This window comes from Pseudomonas sp. R1-15 (assembly GCF_051132085.1).
Classification (GTDB): domain Bacteria; phylum Pseudomonadota; class Gammaproteobacteria; order Pseudomonadales; family Pseudomonadaceae; genus Aquipseudomonas.
In genome coordinates, this window is the sequence record NZ_CP071660.1 from 269,631 (window position 1) to 283,024 (window position 13,394).

Below are 13,394 nucleotides of genomic sequence, written 5' to 3' on the forward strand. Positions count from 1 at the left end.
CCTGAGACGAGCGTCGCTTGTATAAATTCTAGGAGTGACCATGCGTTTCCTGCCTGGCCTGATCTGCCTGCTACCCCTTTTGAGCCCTTTGGCCCATGCCGAATTGATCGACGATATCAACGACCGGGGCGAGTTGCGCATCGCTCTTGAGGCCAACACGGCGCCCTTCAACTTCAAGGAAGACGGCAAACTCACTGGCTTCGAAGTGGAGCTGGGCGAAATGCTCGCGAACGAACTCGATGTACGGGCCGATTTCGTTGTCACCGATGCCGAGGATTTGCTGGCCGGTGTGGAAACCGGCAAATACGACGTCGCCATCAATCACATAGCACTGACCCCGGAACTGGCGGATCGTTTCGATACCAGTACCCCTTACAGCCAACCGGATGCGCAGTTGCTGGCAAGCAAGGACGAGTCGCAACGTCCGCTGGTCATGGCGCAGTCGTTCCAGGCGCAGGACAAGAAAGGCCCGCCGCCCAGCCTGGTGATTCCGTTCCAGAAGGACAACCCGGCCTTCAAGGCCAGCCTGGACAATGCCCTGGCGCGGATCAAGGAGGATGGGCGGCTGGAGCAGTTGTCGCAGAAGTGGTTGAAACAGCCGGAGTGAAAAAATGGAATCACCCGTGGCGAGGGAGCTTGCTCCCGCTGGGCTGCGAAGCAGTCCTAATCCGGATCAGGTGATTTCCCGGACAGACTGCATCAGCCGCCTTGCGACGGCTGCGCCGCCGAGCGGGAGCAAGCTCCCTCGCCACGGGGGGCAGCATCCATACGGTCGATTGATCTGTCTTCAAGGCTTACGCCACACACTGGCCAACCAAGGCTGCTGTTCCCGTGGCAGCCCCGCCGGCCGGTAATAATGCTCCAGCTCCACAAAACCTGCCGCGCCCAGCAGCCTGCGCCAGGCGTCGAGATCGTGGTAGGCGCCGAAGCGCTGGCCGTTCCAGCCTTCCTGGTTTTCGCCTCGTGGATTGGAGCTGAACAGAACCCCTCCAGCCTTTAGCGTGGCGTGCAGCTGCCTGAGCACGCGGGGCAGTTCCTGGACTGGAATATGAAACAGCACCGCGTTGGCAAAAATCCCATCAAAGCGTCCATCCGGCAGGTCGAGTTTCAGGAAGTCCTGTTGCCACACCTCGCACCCGCTGTCCTGGCGGGCCATCCGGGCGAATTCTTCGGAACCATCCAGGCCGACCGCGACATGGCCCATGCCGGTGAACGTACGCAAATCCCGCCCCGGACCGCAGCCGAAGTCGAGGATATGAAACGGCGCCTGGCCCTGGATGTGGCGCAGCAACGCATCGATGTTCTGGCTGACATCATGATCGCGGGTGCCTTCGCGAAAATTCTCGGCCACGGCGTTGTAATGACCCAGGGTCGTGGCGGTGATGACGTGCAGGTCTTCGGCAGTGTGTTTCATGATCGCGGGCTTTGCTGGGGAGTGTTTGACGACTATACCGCAAGCCCGCCGGCCGCCAATCGCGAGCAGGCTCGCTCCCACAATGAGTCGCGCTTCAGCGTTTGTTCAGGCCGCGCGCCAGACGATCGCCCCCCAACTGGATCACCGCGACCAGCGCCACCAGCAGCACGATAACCGTGAGCATGATCTGGCTGTCGAACCGCTGGTAGCCGTAACGGTAGGCGATGTCACCCAGGCCACCGGCGCCGATCGCCCCGGCCATGGCCGAGGAATTGATCATGGTCACCAAAGTGATGGTAAAACCGCCGACGATGCCTGGCAGCGCCTCCGGCAGCAATACGTGCCAGACGATATGCCAGCGCCGGCAACCCATGGCCTGGGCCGCTTCGATCAGGCCGTGGTCGACTTCCCGCAGGCTGACTTCGGCGATGCGGGCAAAAAACGGCGTCGCGGCGATGGTCAGCGGCACCACCGCAGCCCACACGCCATAGGTCGTGCCGACAATCAGCCGAGTGAACGGAATCAGCGCCACCATCAGGATCAGGAACGGGATCGAGCGAAACAGGTTCACGAACGCGCCCAAGGCACGGTTCAGCACCGGTGCCTCGTAAATGCCACCTTTGCCGCTGGTGACCAGGATAACCGCCAGCGGAATGCCCGCCAGCAACGCGATCAATGACGACACACCGACCATGAGGAACGTGTCGATGAAGCCCTGCAATAAACGATCAATCCACATAACCCAGCACCTCCACCCGTTGCGCCCATGCACCTGCCCGCTGACGCAACTCCTCGGCGTCCAGTGAGGAGCCGCTCACGGCCAGCAGTAATTGTCCCAGCCCATGTCCCTGGATCCGTTCGATGCCGCCGTGCAACAGTCGCACCCGGCCACCGAGGGCGCCGAACAGGGCTGCGAGGTCCGGTTCATCGCGGGCGGTACCGGTGAATTGCAGGCGCAGCACTGTGGCCGCGTCCGCCGAGGCCGGTTGCGGCTGCAAGCGGTTCTGCAGTTCTTCAGGCAGCGCGTGCTGCAACGGCGCCAGCAGCGTCCGGCTGACCTCATGTTGCGGATTGCCGAAGACTTCCCAGACCGGCCCCTGTTCGACGATCCGCCCTTGTTCCAGCACCACTACCCGGTCGCAGACTTCGCGGATCACCGCCATCTCGTGGGTAATCAGCACGATCGTCAGGCCCAGCCGCTGGTTGATCTCCCGCAGCAGGCGGAGGATCGACTGAGTGGTCTCCGGATCCAGCGCCGAAGTGGCCTCGTCACACAGCAGGATCTGGGGATCGTGGACCAGCGCCCGGGCGATGCCGACCCGCTGCTTCTGCCCGCCTGAGAGTTGTGCCGGATAGGCCTTGTGCTTGCCATCCAGACCCACCAGTTCGAGCAGCTCGCGGACCTTGCGCTGGCGTTGCTCCTTGGGCACCCCGGCGACTTTCAGCGGCAGCTCGACGTTCTGCCAGACGGTCTTGGCCGACATCAGGTTGAAATGCTGGAAGATCATGCCGATGCGCCGGCGCAGCTCGACCAGGCGATCCTCATCGAACTCGCCGATATCCACCTGATCGATCAGCACCCGACCGCTGGTAGGTTGCTCGAGGCGGTTGATGGTACGGATCAGCGATGACTTGCCGGCGCCGCTGCGGCCGATGATGCCGAACACCTCGCCGCGCTGGATCGCCAGGTCGATGCCGTGCAGCGCGTTCACCGGTCCTTGGGCGCCCAGGTAGGTTTTGCCCAGTGCGACAAAACGCACGTGGGCCCGGTTGAGCTGTGGGTGCAGCTCGGTGCTTTCGGCGCTTCGGCGCGTGGGCGTTTGCTGTTCAAGCAAAGCGTTGACGGCATTCATATCAGCTTTCCCAGCCGGCTTGATAGAGCTTGCCATGGGCCTTGTCCAAGGCAGCGCGCACGGCCGGGGAGTGCTGATAGATATCGACGAACTTGATTAGCCGCGGGTCGCTTTTGCTCTTGGGCTGGATCACGAACTGGATGACGTATTCCTTGTGATCGAGGCCGTCGAACAGCAACGCGGACGTCGCGTCGAAGGTGTTCGCCAGGCGGATATAGGCCGGGTAGCCCTGCACCAGATCAGCGTCTTCATAGGCGCGCACCAGTTGCACGGCTTCGACCTGCAGGATCTTGATCTTCTTCGGGTTGGCGACAATGTCGTCTTCGGTGGCCTTGTAGCCGACGCCCGGCTTGAGCTGGATCAGCCCGGCCTTGGCCAGCAGTTGCAAGCCGCGACCGCTGTTGATCGGGTCGTTGGCTATGGCGACGCTCGCGCCTTCGGGCAGCTCGTCGAAGCTTTTGTATTTTTTCGAGTAGAGGCCGACGTTGTTGATGATTCCCGGCGCGAACGGCACCAGGTCGAACCCAGCGGCTGCCCTGGCGTTTTCCAGGAAGGGAATGTGCTGGAAATAATTCACGTCAATGTCACCCGAAGCGAGGCTGACGTTAGGCGCGATCCAGTCACTGAATTCCACCAGCTCAACCTTCAGGCCTTGTTTGCCGGCCTCTTCGACAGCGGCCTCCAGAGGAATGGCGAAGGCGGCGGTGGTGCCGATTTTCAACGGGGCGTCGGCGGCGAACAGCGCTGAGCTGAACAGGCCGAGGGCCAGGGCCAGTGCTTTGACTGGCAGGGTCAGGAGTTGCTTGGTCATGTCGGTTGTTCCAGTCATTAATGAGTCATGTGCTTTCGTGGCGAGGGAGCTTGCTCCCGCTGGGCTACGAAGTAGCCCGAGCTTTTTTGGGCGGGCTTCGCCCACCAGCGGGAGCAAGCTCCCTCGCCACGGTCATCGCCGGTAGTTCGAGCCAGTGTGTTGGCCGGGTAGTCGCGCTTGCGCGTGAAACAGCTTTTCCCGCAACGTCCCCCCGTCGTATTCGGTCTTGTACGACCCGCGGCGCTGCAGCTCGGGAATCACCAGGTCGATGAAATCCACGTAGCTTTGTGGCGTGACGATGCGGGTCAGGTTGAAGCCGTCGAGGCCGGTCTCGGCGATCCACGATTCCAGCTCGTCGGCGACCTGTTCGGGCGAGCCGACAACGGTGATGTAGCGACCGCCCAAGGCGTGTTGCTCCAGAAGCTTGCGTCGGGTCCAGTCGTTGTTCTGCAAGGTCTTGGTCGCGGACTGGATGGCGTTGCTCTTCACGTACTGGATCGGTTCGTCCAGTTCGTACTCGGAAAAGTCGATGCCCGTCGACGCGGAGAAATGCGCCACGCCGGCCTCGGCGCTGGCATACCCCAGGTACTCGGCATGCTTGGCCCAGGCCGCTGCTTCGGTCTCGCCGACAATCACGTTCAAGCCCATGAACACCTTGATGTCCTCGGCATTGCGCCCGGCCGCGACGGCGCTGGCGCGGACCTTGTCCACCTGGGCCCTGGTCGCCGGCTTGTTCTGGCCGCTGATGAACACGCACTCGGCATGCCGCCCGGCGAACAGCAGCCCGCGCTCGGAGCTGCCGGCCTGGAACAGCACCGGTGTGCGTTGAGGCGATGGCTCGCAGAGGTGATAACCCTCGACCTGATAAAACTCGCCCTGGTGCCTGACCTTGTGTACTTTTTCTGGCTGGGCGTAGATCCGTTGCTGGCGATCGTTGAGCACCGCATCGTCTTCCCAGCTGCCCTCCCAGAGTTTGTAGAGCACCTCCAGGTACTCGTCGGCCTGGTCATAACGGCGGTCGTGCTCGACCTGCGCGCCAAGGCCCATGGCTTTCGCGGCGCTGTCCAGGTAGCCGGTGACAATGTTCCAGCCAACCCGGCCGCGGCTCAGGTGATCCAGCGTGCTCATGCGTCGGGCGAACAGGTACGGCGGCTCATAGGTGAGGTTGGCGGTGAGGCCGAAGCCGAGGTTGCGGGTGACGGCAGCCATTGCCGAGACCAGCAGCAATGGGTCGTTGACCGGCAGCTGGATCGACTCTTTCAGCGTGACCTCCACCGATTGCTGGTAAACGTCATAGACCCCGACGATATCGGCAATGAACAACCCGTCGAACAGGCCGCGCTCCAGTAGCTGGGCCAGCCCGGTCCAGTATTCGAGCGTGTTGTACTGGGTCGAGGTGTCCTGCGGATGCGTCCACAAGCCGTGGTTGATATGGCCGATGCAGTTCATGTTGAACGCGTTGAGGAGGATTTTTTTCTTGTCGAGGGCCATCAGATGGTCCCTCGTAATGGTGGTTTTTCGTCGTTGAGGTAGAAATTGCCGACCGCGTGATATTTCCAGCGCACCGGGTCATGCAGCGTATGCACCCGGGCGTTGCGCCAGTGACGATCCAGGCCATGTTCGGCCAGGGTCGCCTGGCTGCCGGCCAGTTCGAACAGCGTGCTGCCGGCGGCCAGGGAGATTTCGGTGCTGATGGCCCGGGCTTCGGCTACGGCAATCGAGGCCGCCGCCACCGTTTCGGCGTTGCTGTCGGCCTGGGCGCGGTCGAGGAATTCGCCTGCGCGTTCCAGCAGGGCTTCGGCGGCGTGCAGGCGAATGTTCAAATGGCCGAAGCTCTTGAGCGTATGCGGATCCTGGGTGGCGACATCGCTGGTGGCGTCGATCCACGGCCGGGTTTTGCAGCGGACAAAATGCAACGCATCTTCATAGGCGGCGCGGGCAATGCCGGTGTCGATGGCGGCATGGAGAATCTGCGCCAACGGGCCCACCGGAGTAGGGCGCTCGAAGGCGCTCTGGAACGGCACGATGTCTTCGGCAGCGACATGCACCGCTTCGAACACCACCGAGCCGCTGCCCGTGGTGCGCTGGCCGAAACCGCTCCAGTCGTCGATAACCGTCAGGCCCTGGCTGTTGCGCGGAACGAACGCCAACTGCTGCACGCCGTTCTCGTCCACCACCGAAGTAGGGATGCGCTGGGCATAGATCGCCCCGGTGGCGTAAAACTTGCGGCCGTTGATGCGGTACCCGTCGCCATCGCGAAGCAGTTGGGTGGTGCGCTCGTGAGCAGTCCTGGTTCCCAGCTCCGCCAGGGCATTGCCGAACCGCTGACCGGCCAGCACTTCGGCATACAGCCGTTGCTTCTGCGCTTCGCTACCGTTTACCCGCAGCACTTCCAGGGCGTAGTAGTGGTTCTGGGGGATTTGCCCGAGCGAGCCATCGGCCTGGGCGATCAGCGCCACGACCTTCGCCAGCGTGACGTTGGAAACGCCGGCGCCGCCGTAGGCCTTGGGCACGCTGATGCCCCACAGGCCGGAGCGGGTGAAGGCTTCCAGCTCCGGGTGCGGCAGGCGCCGTTCGCGATCGCGCAGGGCGCTGTCGCGCTTGAAGTCATCGGCCAGGTCGCTGGCGACAATCAGGGCTTGTTCATCGCTGGTGATCACCGCGACGTGTTGGGAAAGCGTCATGTGCTGCTCCAGTGGTCGGGTCGTCAGATCCAGGAATGTCGGGCGGGCAAGGTCCCGTTCAGGTGGTAGTCGCCGATTGCGTGGTATTTCCAGCGCACCGGGTCGTGCAGGGTGTGGACCCGCGCGTTGCGCCAGTGGCGGTCGAGGTTGAACTCGGCAAGGGTGGCGCGGCTGCCGGCCAGCTCGAAGAGTTTTTCGCTGGCTTGCAGGGCGATTTCGGTGGTCAGCACCTTGGCTTCGGCGACGGCTATCGAAGCGCGGGCGGCGGACTGTGCAGTGATCGGCGCGGCGTTAACCTGGTCCAGTACGTGCCCCGCCTTGCGCAACAAAGCCTCGGCGGCATGCAGTTCGATTTTCAGCTTGCCGACGTCGGCGATTACGTACAGATCGTCGCTGGCCCGCTCGACCTTGGCATCGATCCAGGGCCGGGCGCGTTCGCGAACGAAGGCGATCGCGTCGTCGATGGCGCCGCGGGCAATGCCCAGGTCAATCGCCGCCTGGATCAGCTGCGAGAAGGCGCCTTGCACGTTTGGCGTTTCGTTGATGCGCCAGTTGTCCAGGACCAGTTCGGCGTCGACCCGCACATTGTTCAGCAGCACGGTGCCGCTGGCCGTGGTGCGCTGGCCGAAGCCCGACCAGTCGTCGACGATGCGCAGGCCCGGGGTGCCGCGCCGGACGAACGCCAGCACCTGGCGACCTTCGTCGTTCAATGCCTTCACGGCAACCCAATGGGCGAACAGGGCGCCGGTGGAGTAGAACTTCTGTCCATTGATGACGAAGCCATCGCCATCGGCGGTGATCCGCGCCTTGAGGTCCAGGGTGTTGCGGGTGCCGCGCTCCGGCCCGGCGTTGCCGATGCGCCAGCCTTCGAGCACGCTCTGGAGGAGAATTTTCTTTTGCCGTTCGGTGCCCGTGGCGAGAATCAGCTGGAGCACGCCGAACTGGTTCTGCGGGATCTGCCCGAGGGCCGGATCGGCTGCGGAAATGATCGCGAACACTTCGGCGATGGTAACTGAAGAGACTTGCGGGCCGCCGTACTCACGAGGAACGGCAATGCTGCCAAGCCCGCTGCGGGTGAATTGCTCGATTTCCGCCCAGGGCAGCTTGCGCTGCTGATCGCGGCGCGCGGCCTGCTGGCGAGCAACCTGTGCGAGTTCATGCGCGGCCTTGATTGCCTCGGCATCGGTGCGCAGCACCTGTGCCGGCAATAACAATGGAGCCACATCCAGGTCGCTATGGACCTTTGCTTGCGCCAGATCGGACATTACAGCCACTCCGTGGCTGCGTGCAGTGCCTTGGCGCCCTGCACTGGGGCGTTTGTGTTCCGTACCATACCCACCTCACATCTCAAGAAAACACCGCGATGAATGCGGTGGCGAAAATCAAGAATGTCCGGTGGTCCGGTCGATATACCCTAAACGCGTATAAAATGTTTTTGAACTATCTTTTAGGAATATCGATAGGCTGGATTTAAATTCAAGGAGCCCGCATGGGCGAAACGGCTCTTGTGGTGAGGGAGCAGATCCCTGTCACAAAAACCGATTATTTTTGCCAAGGCATTTCAACGACCATCAACAACGCTTTTGGCGGGGCTCTTCAGATTCGCATTCGCGCAACCGATCTTCAATGTCCGCGGCGGTGCCCAATGGGAGGTGTTGCCTACACGATCAAGGATGCAATAGGTCACTTCCAGGCGCAGGTCTTCGCCGGCTTCGGTGATTATTTCCGGTGGCACCCAGACATGGATCGGCTGGCCCACCTCGCAAGGTTTGATCCGAGGCAAGTCCATCCGTACATCGCCCCAGCGCACGGTGATCGCATCGTCGGCGGCCATGTTCAGGTAGGGCTCGATGGTCAGCGGTACGCCACGCTTGATCTGATTCGGATTGACGCCCTGGCGACGGATGGCCTGGGGGATACGCACCGGTGCCAGGCTCTGGTTTTCATCGCCGATCAAGGTCGAAGGCCGACCTCCGGGGCAGTCGAGTTTGACTTGCACCTGTTGCGGAGCCGACAGCGCCGGCCCCCGCCCGACCCGCATGACGCGGTAATGGATGCATGAAGTCCCGTTGACGACGAAGCTTTCGGGTATCCGCAGCGTGATGCCGCCATGGGTATCCGCCTCGGCTACCTGGCGGGAGCCGACGTAGCAGTTATCCCAGAACAGTTCGATCAGATCGCCCGCGTCCATGCCGGAATAAGGTGTGATGAGCACTTCCAGCCGAGCGGCGCTGGTGATGTTGATACCGGTATGCAGGGCATTGGCCAGCGCGGGCGCGGCCAGTTCGAGGATCGGTGACGTACATGTCATGGTGTTCTCCTTGGTGTCCATATCGAACTGTTTCATAAAGGTCAAAGGCACGGATAAACGCGGCATTGTTTATTGCTTTGCAATAAACTCATGAACTTTCAGTGCAAGACTGAGGGGAATTAAAAATAAGGCGCGTCGCTTGTTGGCTTCTAGATAAGGGTTGGGCAGTTACAGTGTCAATAGAAGGGTGGGATTAATGCTTGATTGGCCAACTCTTCAGAAGTTTCCTACGCGATGCAGTTAGTAATACTTGCTGTCAGACGCCACTTTCCTTGCCCCGGCGTCTGTCGTATTGCTTACGGTAGCTGAAGGCGCGAGACAACGGGCGAGGGGGGCGACATAAGTGTTACGCAAGGTATACGCATGTCGTGCTGAAAAGTTTCTCAACTGAGGTCGGGGCTGTAAGTTGTTTCGTAGCGGTCAAGAGTATGACATTCAAGTTATCCACTTCCTTCCATGGAAGTGTGCCGGATAACTTATTGCGCGGCGTGTGCGGAGAGGAACTTACTGAGGAATTGTCGAGTACGCTCTTCTTTAGGGGCCGCGAACAAAGCCTTGGCTTCCCCTTGCTCGACGATCACACCTTTATCGAAGAACACCACGCGATTGGCCACGTCCCGGGCGAAGCCCATTTCGTGGGTGACGATCACCATGGTGCGTTTTTCTTCGGCCAGGCCGCGAATGGTCGCCAGTACCTCGCCCACCAGTTCGGGGTCGAGGGCCGAGGTCGGCTCGTCGAACAGGATCACCGCCGGCTCCATCGCCAGCGCCCGGGCAATTGCCACGCGCTGCTGCTGGCCGCCGGACAGGCGCCGTGGGTAGGCGTCTTCCTTGCCGGCCAGCCCGACCTTGGCCAGGAGCTTGCGCCCCAGGGCTTCGGCTTCGGCACGGGGAATTTTTTTCACCACCTGGGGACCTTCGGTGACATTTTCCAATGCGGTGCGATGGGGAAACAGGTTGAAATTCTGGAATACGAACCCTACCTGCTGACGCAAACGCCTGACCAGGCCCTGTTGCTGGTTCAGCGGGCGGCTGCCATCGATCTCGATGTCGCCGACCTTGATCCTGCCACTGCTGGGTTCTTCGAGAAAGTTCAGGCAGCGCAGGAAGGTGGTCTTGCCCGAGCCGCTGGGGCCGATGATCGCTACCACTTCGCCTTCTTCGATCTTCAGGTCGATGCCGTTGAGCACTACCTGACCCTTGAACTGCTTTGTCAGTTTTTCCACGACAATCATCGGTCAGGACTCCTGGTCATGCCGATTGACCCGGGCTTCCAAGACGTTCTGCAAGTGCGAAAGCACGGTGGCAAGAACCCAATAGATCAGCGCGGCGGCAAGGTACATGGTGAAGATTTCGAAGGTTCTGGCGGTGATCAGCTGCGCCTGGCGGAACAGCTCCGGTACCTGGATGGTCGCCGCCAATGCAGTGTCCTTGACCAGGGATATGAAGCTGTTGCCCAACGGTGGCAGGGCTGTGCGTGCGGCTTGCGGCAGGATGGCCCGACGCAGGGTCTGCGCGCGGGTCATGCCGATACTGGCCGCCGCTTCCCACTGGCCGCGTTCGATGGAGCTGATCGCGGCCCGCAGGATTTCGCAGGCGTAGGCCGCCATGTTCAGCGAAAAACCGATCAGTGCCGCCGGCAGTGGGTCCAGCTCGATGCCCAGTTGCGGCAAGCCGTAATAGATCACGAACAACTGCACCAGCAACGGCGTGCCGCGAAAGAACGACACGTAGATGCGGGCAATCCAGTTCACCGGTTTGAAGCGCGACAAACGCATCAGCGCCAGGCCAAACCCGAGCAGCAAGCCGAAGAACATGCCGCCCAGGCTGAGTATGACCGTGTAATACGCGCCCTTGAGCAAAAAGGGCGCGGAGTCCAGCGCGAGTTGAAGAGCTGCTTCCATTATTGAGTGACGTCAGCGCTGAAGTATTTTTCCGAGAGCTTTTTCAGCGTGCCGTCGGCGCGCAGTTTTTCAATGGCCTTGTTCACGGCTGCCAGCAGCTCGGGCTCGCCTTTGCGCAGGGCAATGCCAGACTCCTGGCGAGAAAAGGCTTCGCTGGTGACGGTGGTGTCCTTGGCTTTCTTGGCGTATTCCAGCGCGGCCAGGCGGTCAATCAGAATGGTATCGATGCGGCCGACACGCAGGTCCTGGAACTTGGTTGGATCATCGTCGTAGGTCTTGACCTGGGCGCCCGGTACTTCTGCCTTGACCCACTGCTCATAGTTGGTGCCCAGGCCCACGCCGACTTTTTTGCCGTCCAGGTCAGCGGCCTTCCTGATGTTCAGTTCGTCGGCTTTTTTGGTCAGTACCAGCGCCTGGATCCCGGAAACAGTGTACGGCTCGGAGAAGTCGTACTTTTTCTTGCGCTCTTCGGAGATGGTCACCTGGTTCACCACGGCGTCAAGACGCTTGGATTCCAGGGCGGCGAGGATACCGGCCCATGGGGTCGTCTGCAGCTTGACCTTGACCCCCAGTTCCTTGGCCAGGGCTTCGGAAAATTCCACTTCGAAGCCAGTCAGTTTGCCGCTGTCATCAACAAAACTGAACGGTGGATAAGTGCCTTCCAGGCCGATCTTGATCTCACCAGCGTCCTTGATTTTTTGCAGCTGCTCACCGGCAACCGCTTGCCCCATCAGCCCGGCGCTCAATGCCAGGCCCAGCGAACCCACCAGCAGGTTGCGACGTAATGCGGAAAAATTCATGACAAGCCCCTGTATTTTTATGATGACGTTTATCTGGAAGAGAAAGGCGTAGCCGCGATCCGAAAGAATTGCCACATCCTGCCCTAAAAGCAGGCTTTGCGTCTCGTGGCAAATACGCCTGCGGCGCGACTATAGGTTGGGTCGTATAGATTGGAAAATAATATTAAATCACGACGATATTCCAATATGTAATCAACATCTTGTGGGAGCGAGCCTGCTCGCTCCACAGCGACATTTACCGAGCCTGGAACACCGAGTCATAGGCAAACAGCGCCGGTGCACCGCCGGTATGCAGGAAGATGATCGGGCCGTTTTCAAAGCGGTCGCGACCGATGCCGTCGAGCAGCCCGGCCATGGCCTTGCCGGTATAGACCGGATCGAGCAGCAGGCCTTCCTGGCTCGCCAGCAACTTGACCGCCGCCAGCGTACCGGCGTTGGGCTCGCCGTAGCGGGGGGCGAAGTACTCGTCCCACAGGTTCACCTTGAAGGCCGGCGGCAGGGCCATTTCCAGCAACTGCGCCGTACGTTCGGCGAGCCCCTGGACTTTCGGAAACTGGTCTTCCTCGCTGCGTGAAACCGTCACGCCAATCACGGGAAGGTCCGGCAGGGTTTCGCTCAGTGCCAGCGCCAGGCCGCCATGCGTGCCGGCACTGCCCGAGGCCAGCACCACGGCGGCGAATTCAAGCCCGGTGTCCTTGATCTGTTCGGCCAACTCCAGGCCCGCGCGCACATAACCCAAGGCACCCAGGGCATTCGACCCGCCAATCGGCACCAGGTAAGGTTTTTTCCCGTTGCTACGCAGGCGGCCGGCAAGGGCCTGCAACTGTTCGTCGGCGTTGTCCAGGTTTTCAACAAGTTCGACCTTGGCGTCGAACAGCTCCAGCAACAGCCGATTACCGTTGCCCAGGTAATTGCTTTCCTCGGTACCGATGGGGTTTTCCAGCAACGCCACACAACCCAGGCCCAGCTTCGCGGCCAGGGCAGCGGTCTGACGGACATGGTTGGACTGGATCGCGCCGGCAGTGACGAGCGTGTCGGCGCCTTGGGCCAGGGCGTCGGCGGCAAGGTATTCAAGCTTGCGCAACTTATTGCCGCCCAGTGCCAGAGGCGTCAGGTCGTCGCGCTTGACGTAGATGTCGCGGCCGAGCCAGGCGGAGAGACGGTCGAGTTTTTCCAGAGGCGTCGGATGGCTGAGCAGGTCGAGACGATGGAAGCGAGACAACTGTTCTTTGATCATGAGTCCGTACTGGCTGTAGGCGATATCCGGACTATAGGCAGCTGAGTATTCACGGGCAACCGGCATGTGGGCGTTGAGGATGACACTTAATAAGGCAATCAACGGACCCGTGGCGAGGGAGCTTGCTCCCGCTGGGCCGCGCAGCGGCCCCAAAACCTGCCAGATGCGGAGCGTCAGACCCACCGCACTCGCCGGGTTACGACTGCTTCGCAGCCGAGCGGGAGCAAGCTCCCTCGCCACAGGCGCATCATTCTCTCAACTGAACCGCTCCCACAGGATTTGCGTCACCACTGAACGAATGATCTGCGAACTGCGTCATACCCACCCATGGGCTAGTGTAGGAAACGTGCCATTGAGCCCTGCGATTAGTCCTTGGCAGC

The 13,394-nt window shown here is 61.2% G+C and carries 13 protein-coding genes; 1 reads left to right on the forward strand and 12 read right to left on the reverse strand.

Annotated elements, in window-relative coordinates; translation table 11 throughout:
• Window positions 1-40 precede the first annotated feature (40 nt).
• The gene (locus J3P97_RS01125; RefSeq protein WP_305497554.1) at window positions 41-607 is read left to right on the forward strand and encodes a transporter substrate-binding domain-containing protein; all 567 of its coding nucleotides are present in this window, start codon (window positions 41-43) and stop codon (window positions 605-607) included.
• Window positions 608-787: 180 nt separating this feature from the next.
• Here J3P97_RS01125 and J3P97_RS01130 read toward each other — a convergent pair whose 3' ends face one another.
• From J3P97_RS01130 to J3P97_RS01185, 12 genes are all read right to left on the reverse strand, one after another.
• A complete protein-coding gene (locus J3P97_RS01130; protein ID WP_434570385.1) occupies window positions 788-1,414 on the reverse strand; it encodes a class I SAM-dependent methyltransferase in 627 nt (208 codons plus the stop codon).
• A gap of 94 nt (window positions 1,415-1,508) precedes the next feature.
• Entirely contained in the window at window positions 1,509-2,153 is a 645-nt protein-coding gene (locus J3P97_RS01135; protein WP_434673286.1) for a methionine ABC transporter permease, read from the reverse strand.
• The gene (locus J3P97_RS01140; protein WP_434673287.1) at window positions 2,143-3,267 is read right to left on the reverse strand and encodes a methionine ABC transporter ATP-binding protein; all 1,125 of its coding nucleotides are present in this window, start codon (window positions 3,265-3,267) and stop codon (window positions 2,143-2,145) included. Before J3P97_RS01140 ends, J3P97_RS01135 begins: the two co-directional genes overlap by 11 nt.
• 1 nt (window position 3,268) lies before the next feature.
• Complete coding sequence (locus J3P97_RS01145; RefSeq protein ID WP_434673288.1) at window positions 3,269-4,078, reverse strand: MetQ/NlpA family ABC transporter substrate-binding protein; 810 nt, start codon at window positions 4,076-4,078, stop codon at window positions 3,269-3,271.
• 132 nt (window positions 4,079-4,210) lie between these two features.
• Window positions 4,211-5,569, reverse strand: coding sequence for an LLM class flavin-dependent oxidoreductase (locus J3P97_RS01150; protein ID WP_434602492.1), 1,359 nt, complete (start codon window positions 5,567-5,569; stop codon window positions 4,211-4,213).
• Entirely contained in the window at window positions 5,569-6,762 is a 1,194-nt protein-coding gene (locus J3P97_RS01155) for an SfnB family sulfur acquisition oxidoreductase (RefSeq protein ID WP_434673289.1), read from the reverse strand. Before J3P97_RS01155 ends, J3P97_RS01150 begins: the two co-directional genes overlap by 1 nt.
• 23 nt (window positions 6,763-6,785) lie before the next feature.
• Window positions 6,786-8,027, reverse strand: coding sequence for an SfnB family sulfur acquisition oxidoreductase (locus J3P97_RS01160; protein ID WP_305497547.1), 1,242 nt, complete (start codon window positions 8,025-8,027; stop codon window positions 6,786-6,788).
• A gap of 296 nt (window positions 8,028-8,323) precedes the next feature.
• Window positions 8,324-9,073: a hypothetical protein gene (locus tag J3P97_RS01165; RefSeq protein WP_434602494.1), complete on the reverse strand. Its 750-nt coding sequence runs from the start codon at window positions 9,071-9,073 to the stop codon at window positions 8,324-8,326.
• Between the two features lie 476 nt (window positions 9,074-9,549).
• Entirely contained in the window at window positions 9,550-10,308 is a 759-nt protein-coding gene (gene tcyN / locus J3P97_RS01170) for an L-cystine ABC transporter ATP-binding protein TcyN (RefSeq protein WP_305497545.1), read from the reverse strand.
• A 3-nt stretch (window positions 10,309-10,311) separates the two neighbouring features.
• A complete protein-coding gene (gene tcyL, locus J3P97_RS01175; protein WP_305497544.1) occupies window positions 10,312-10,977 on the reverse strand; it encodes a cystine ABC transporter permease in 666 nt (221 codons plus the stop codon).
• Window positions 10,977-11,777: a cystine ABC transporter substrate-binding protein gene (tcyJ, locus tag J3P97_RS01180; RefSeq protein WP_434673290.1), complete on the reverse strand. Its 801-nt coding sequence runs from the start codon at window positions 11,775-11,777 to the stop codon at window positions 10,977-10,979. Before tcyJ ends, tcyL begins: the two co-directional genes overlap by 1 nt.
• A 235-nt stretch (window positions 11,778-12,012) precedes the next feature.
• Complete coding sequence (locus J3P97_RS01185; RefSeq protein ID WP_434604959.1) at window positions 12,013-13,014, reverse strand: D-cysteine desulfhydrase; 1,002 nt, start codon at window positions 13,012-13,014, stop codon at window positions 12,013-12,015.
• Between the last annotated feature and the right edge of the window lie 380 nt (window positions 13,015-13,394).

Coding starts and splice junctions, on each gene's coding strand:
- tcyN (WP_305497545.1), bottom strand. CDS start 10,308: ATGATTGTCGTGGAAAAACTGACAAAGCAGTTCAAGGGTCAGGTAGTG.
- J3P97_RS01130 (WP_434570385.1), bottom strand. CDS start 1,414: ATGAAACACACTGCCGAAGACCTGCACGTCATCACCGCCACGACCCTG.
- J3P97_RS01165 (WP_434602494.1), bottom strand. CDS start 9,073: ATGACATGTACGTCACCGATCCTCGAACTGGCCGCGCCCGCGCTGGCC.
- J3P97_RS01125 (WP_305497554.1), top strand. CDS start 41: ATGCGTTTCCTGCCTGGCCTGATCTGCCTGCTACCCCTTTTGAGCCCT.
- J3P97_RS01135 (WP_434673286.1), bottom strand. CDS start 2,153: ATGTGGATTGATCGTTTATTGCAGGGCTTCATCGACACGTTCCTCATG.
- J3P97_RS01140 (WP_434673287.1), bottom strand. CDS start 3,267: ATGAATGCCGTCAACGCTTTGCTTGAACAGCAAACGCCCACGCGCCGA.
- tcyJ (WP_434673290.1), bottom strand. CDS start 11,777: ATGAATTTTTCCGCATTACGTCGCAACCTGCTGGTGGGTTCGCTGGGC.
- J3P97_RS01155 (WP_434673289.1), bottom strand. CDS start 6,762: ATGACGCTTTCCCAACACGTCGCGGTGATCACCAGCGATGAACAAGCC.
- tcyL (WP_305497544.1), bottom strand. CDS start 10,977: ATGGAAGCAGCTCTTCAACTCGCGCTGGACTCCGCGCCCTTTTTGCTC.
- J3P97_RS01150 (WP_434602492.1), bottom strand. CDS start 5,569: ATGGCCCTCGACAAGAAAAAAATCCTCCTCAACGCGTTCAACATGAAC.
- J3P97_RS01145 (WP_434673288.1), bottom strand. CDS start 4,078: ATGACCAAGCAACTCCTGACCCTGCCAGTCAAAGCACTGGCCCTGGCC.
- J3P97_RS01185 (WP_434604959.1), bottom strand. CDS start 13,014: ATGATCAAAGAACAGTTGTCTCGCTTCCATCGTCTCGACCTGCTCAGC.
- J3P97_RS01160 (WP_305497547.1), bottom strand. CDS start 8,027: ATGTCCGATCTGGCGCAAGCAAAGGTCCATAGCGACCTGGATGTGGCT.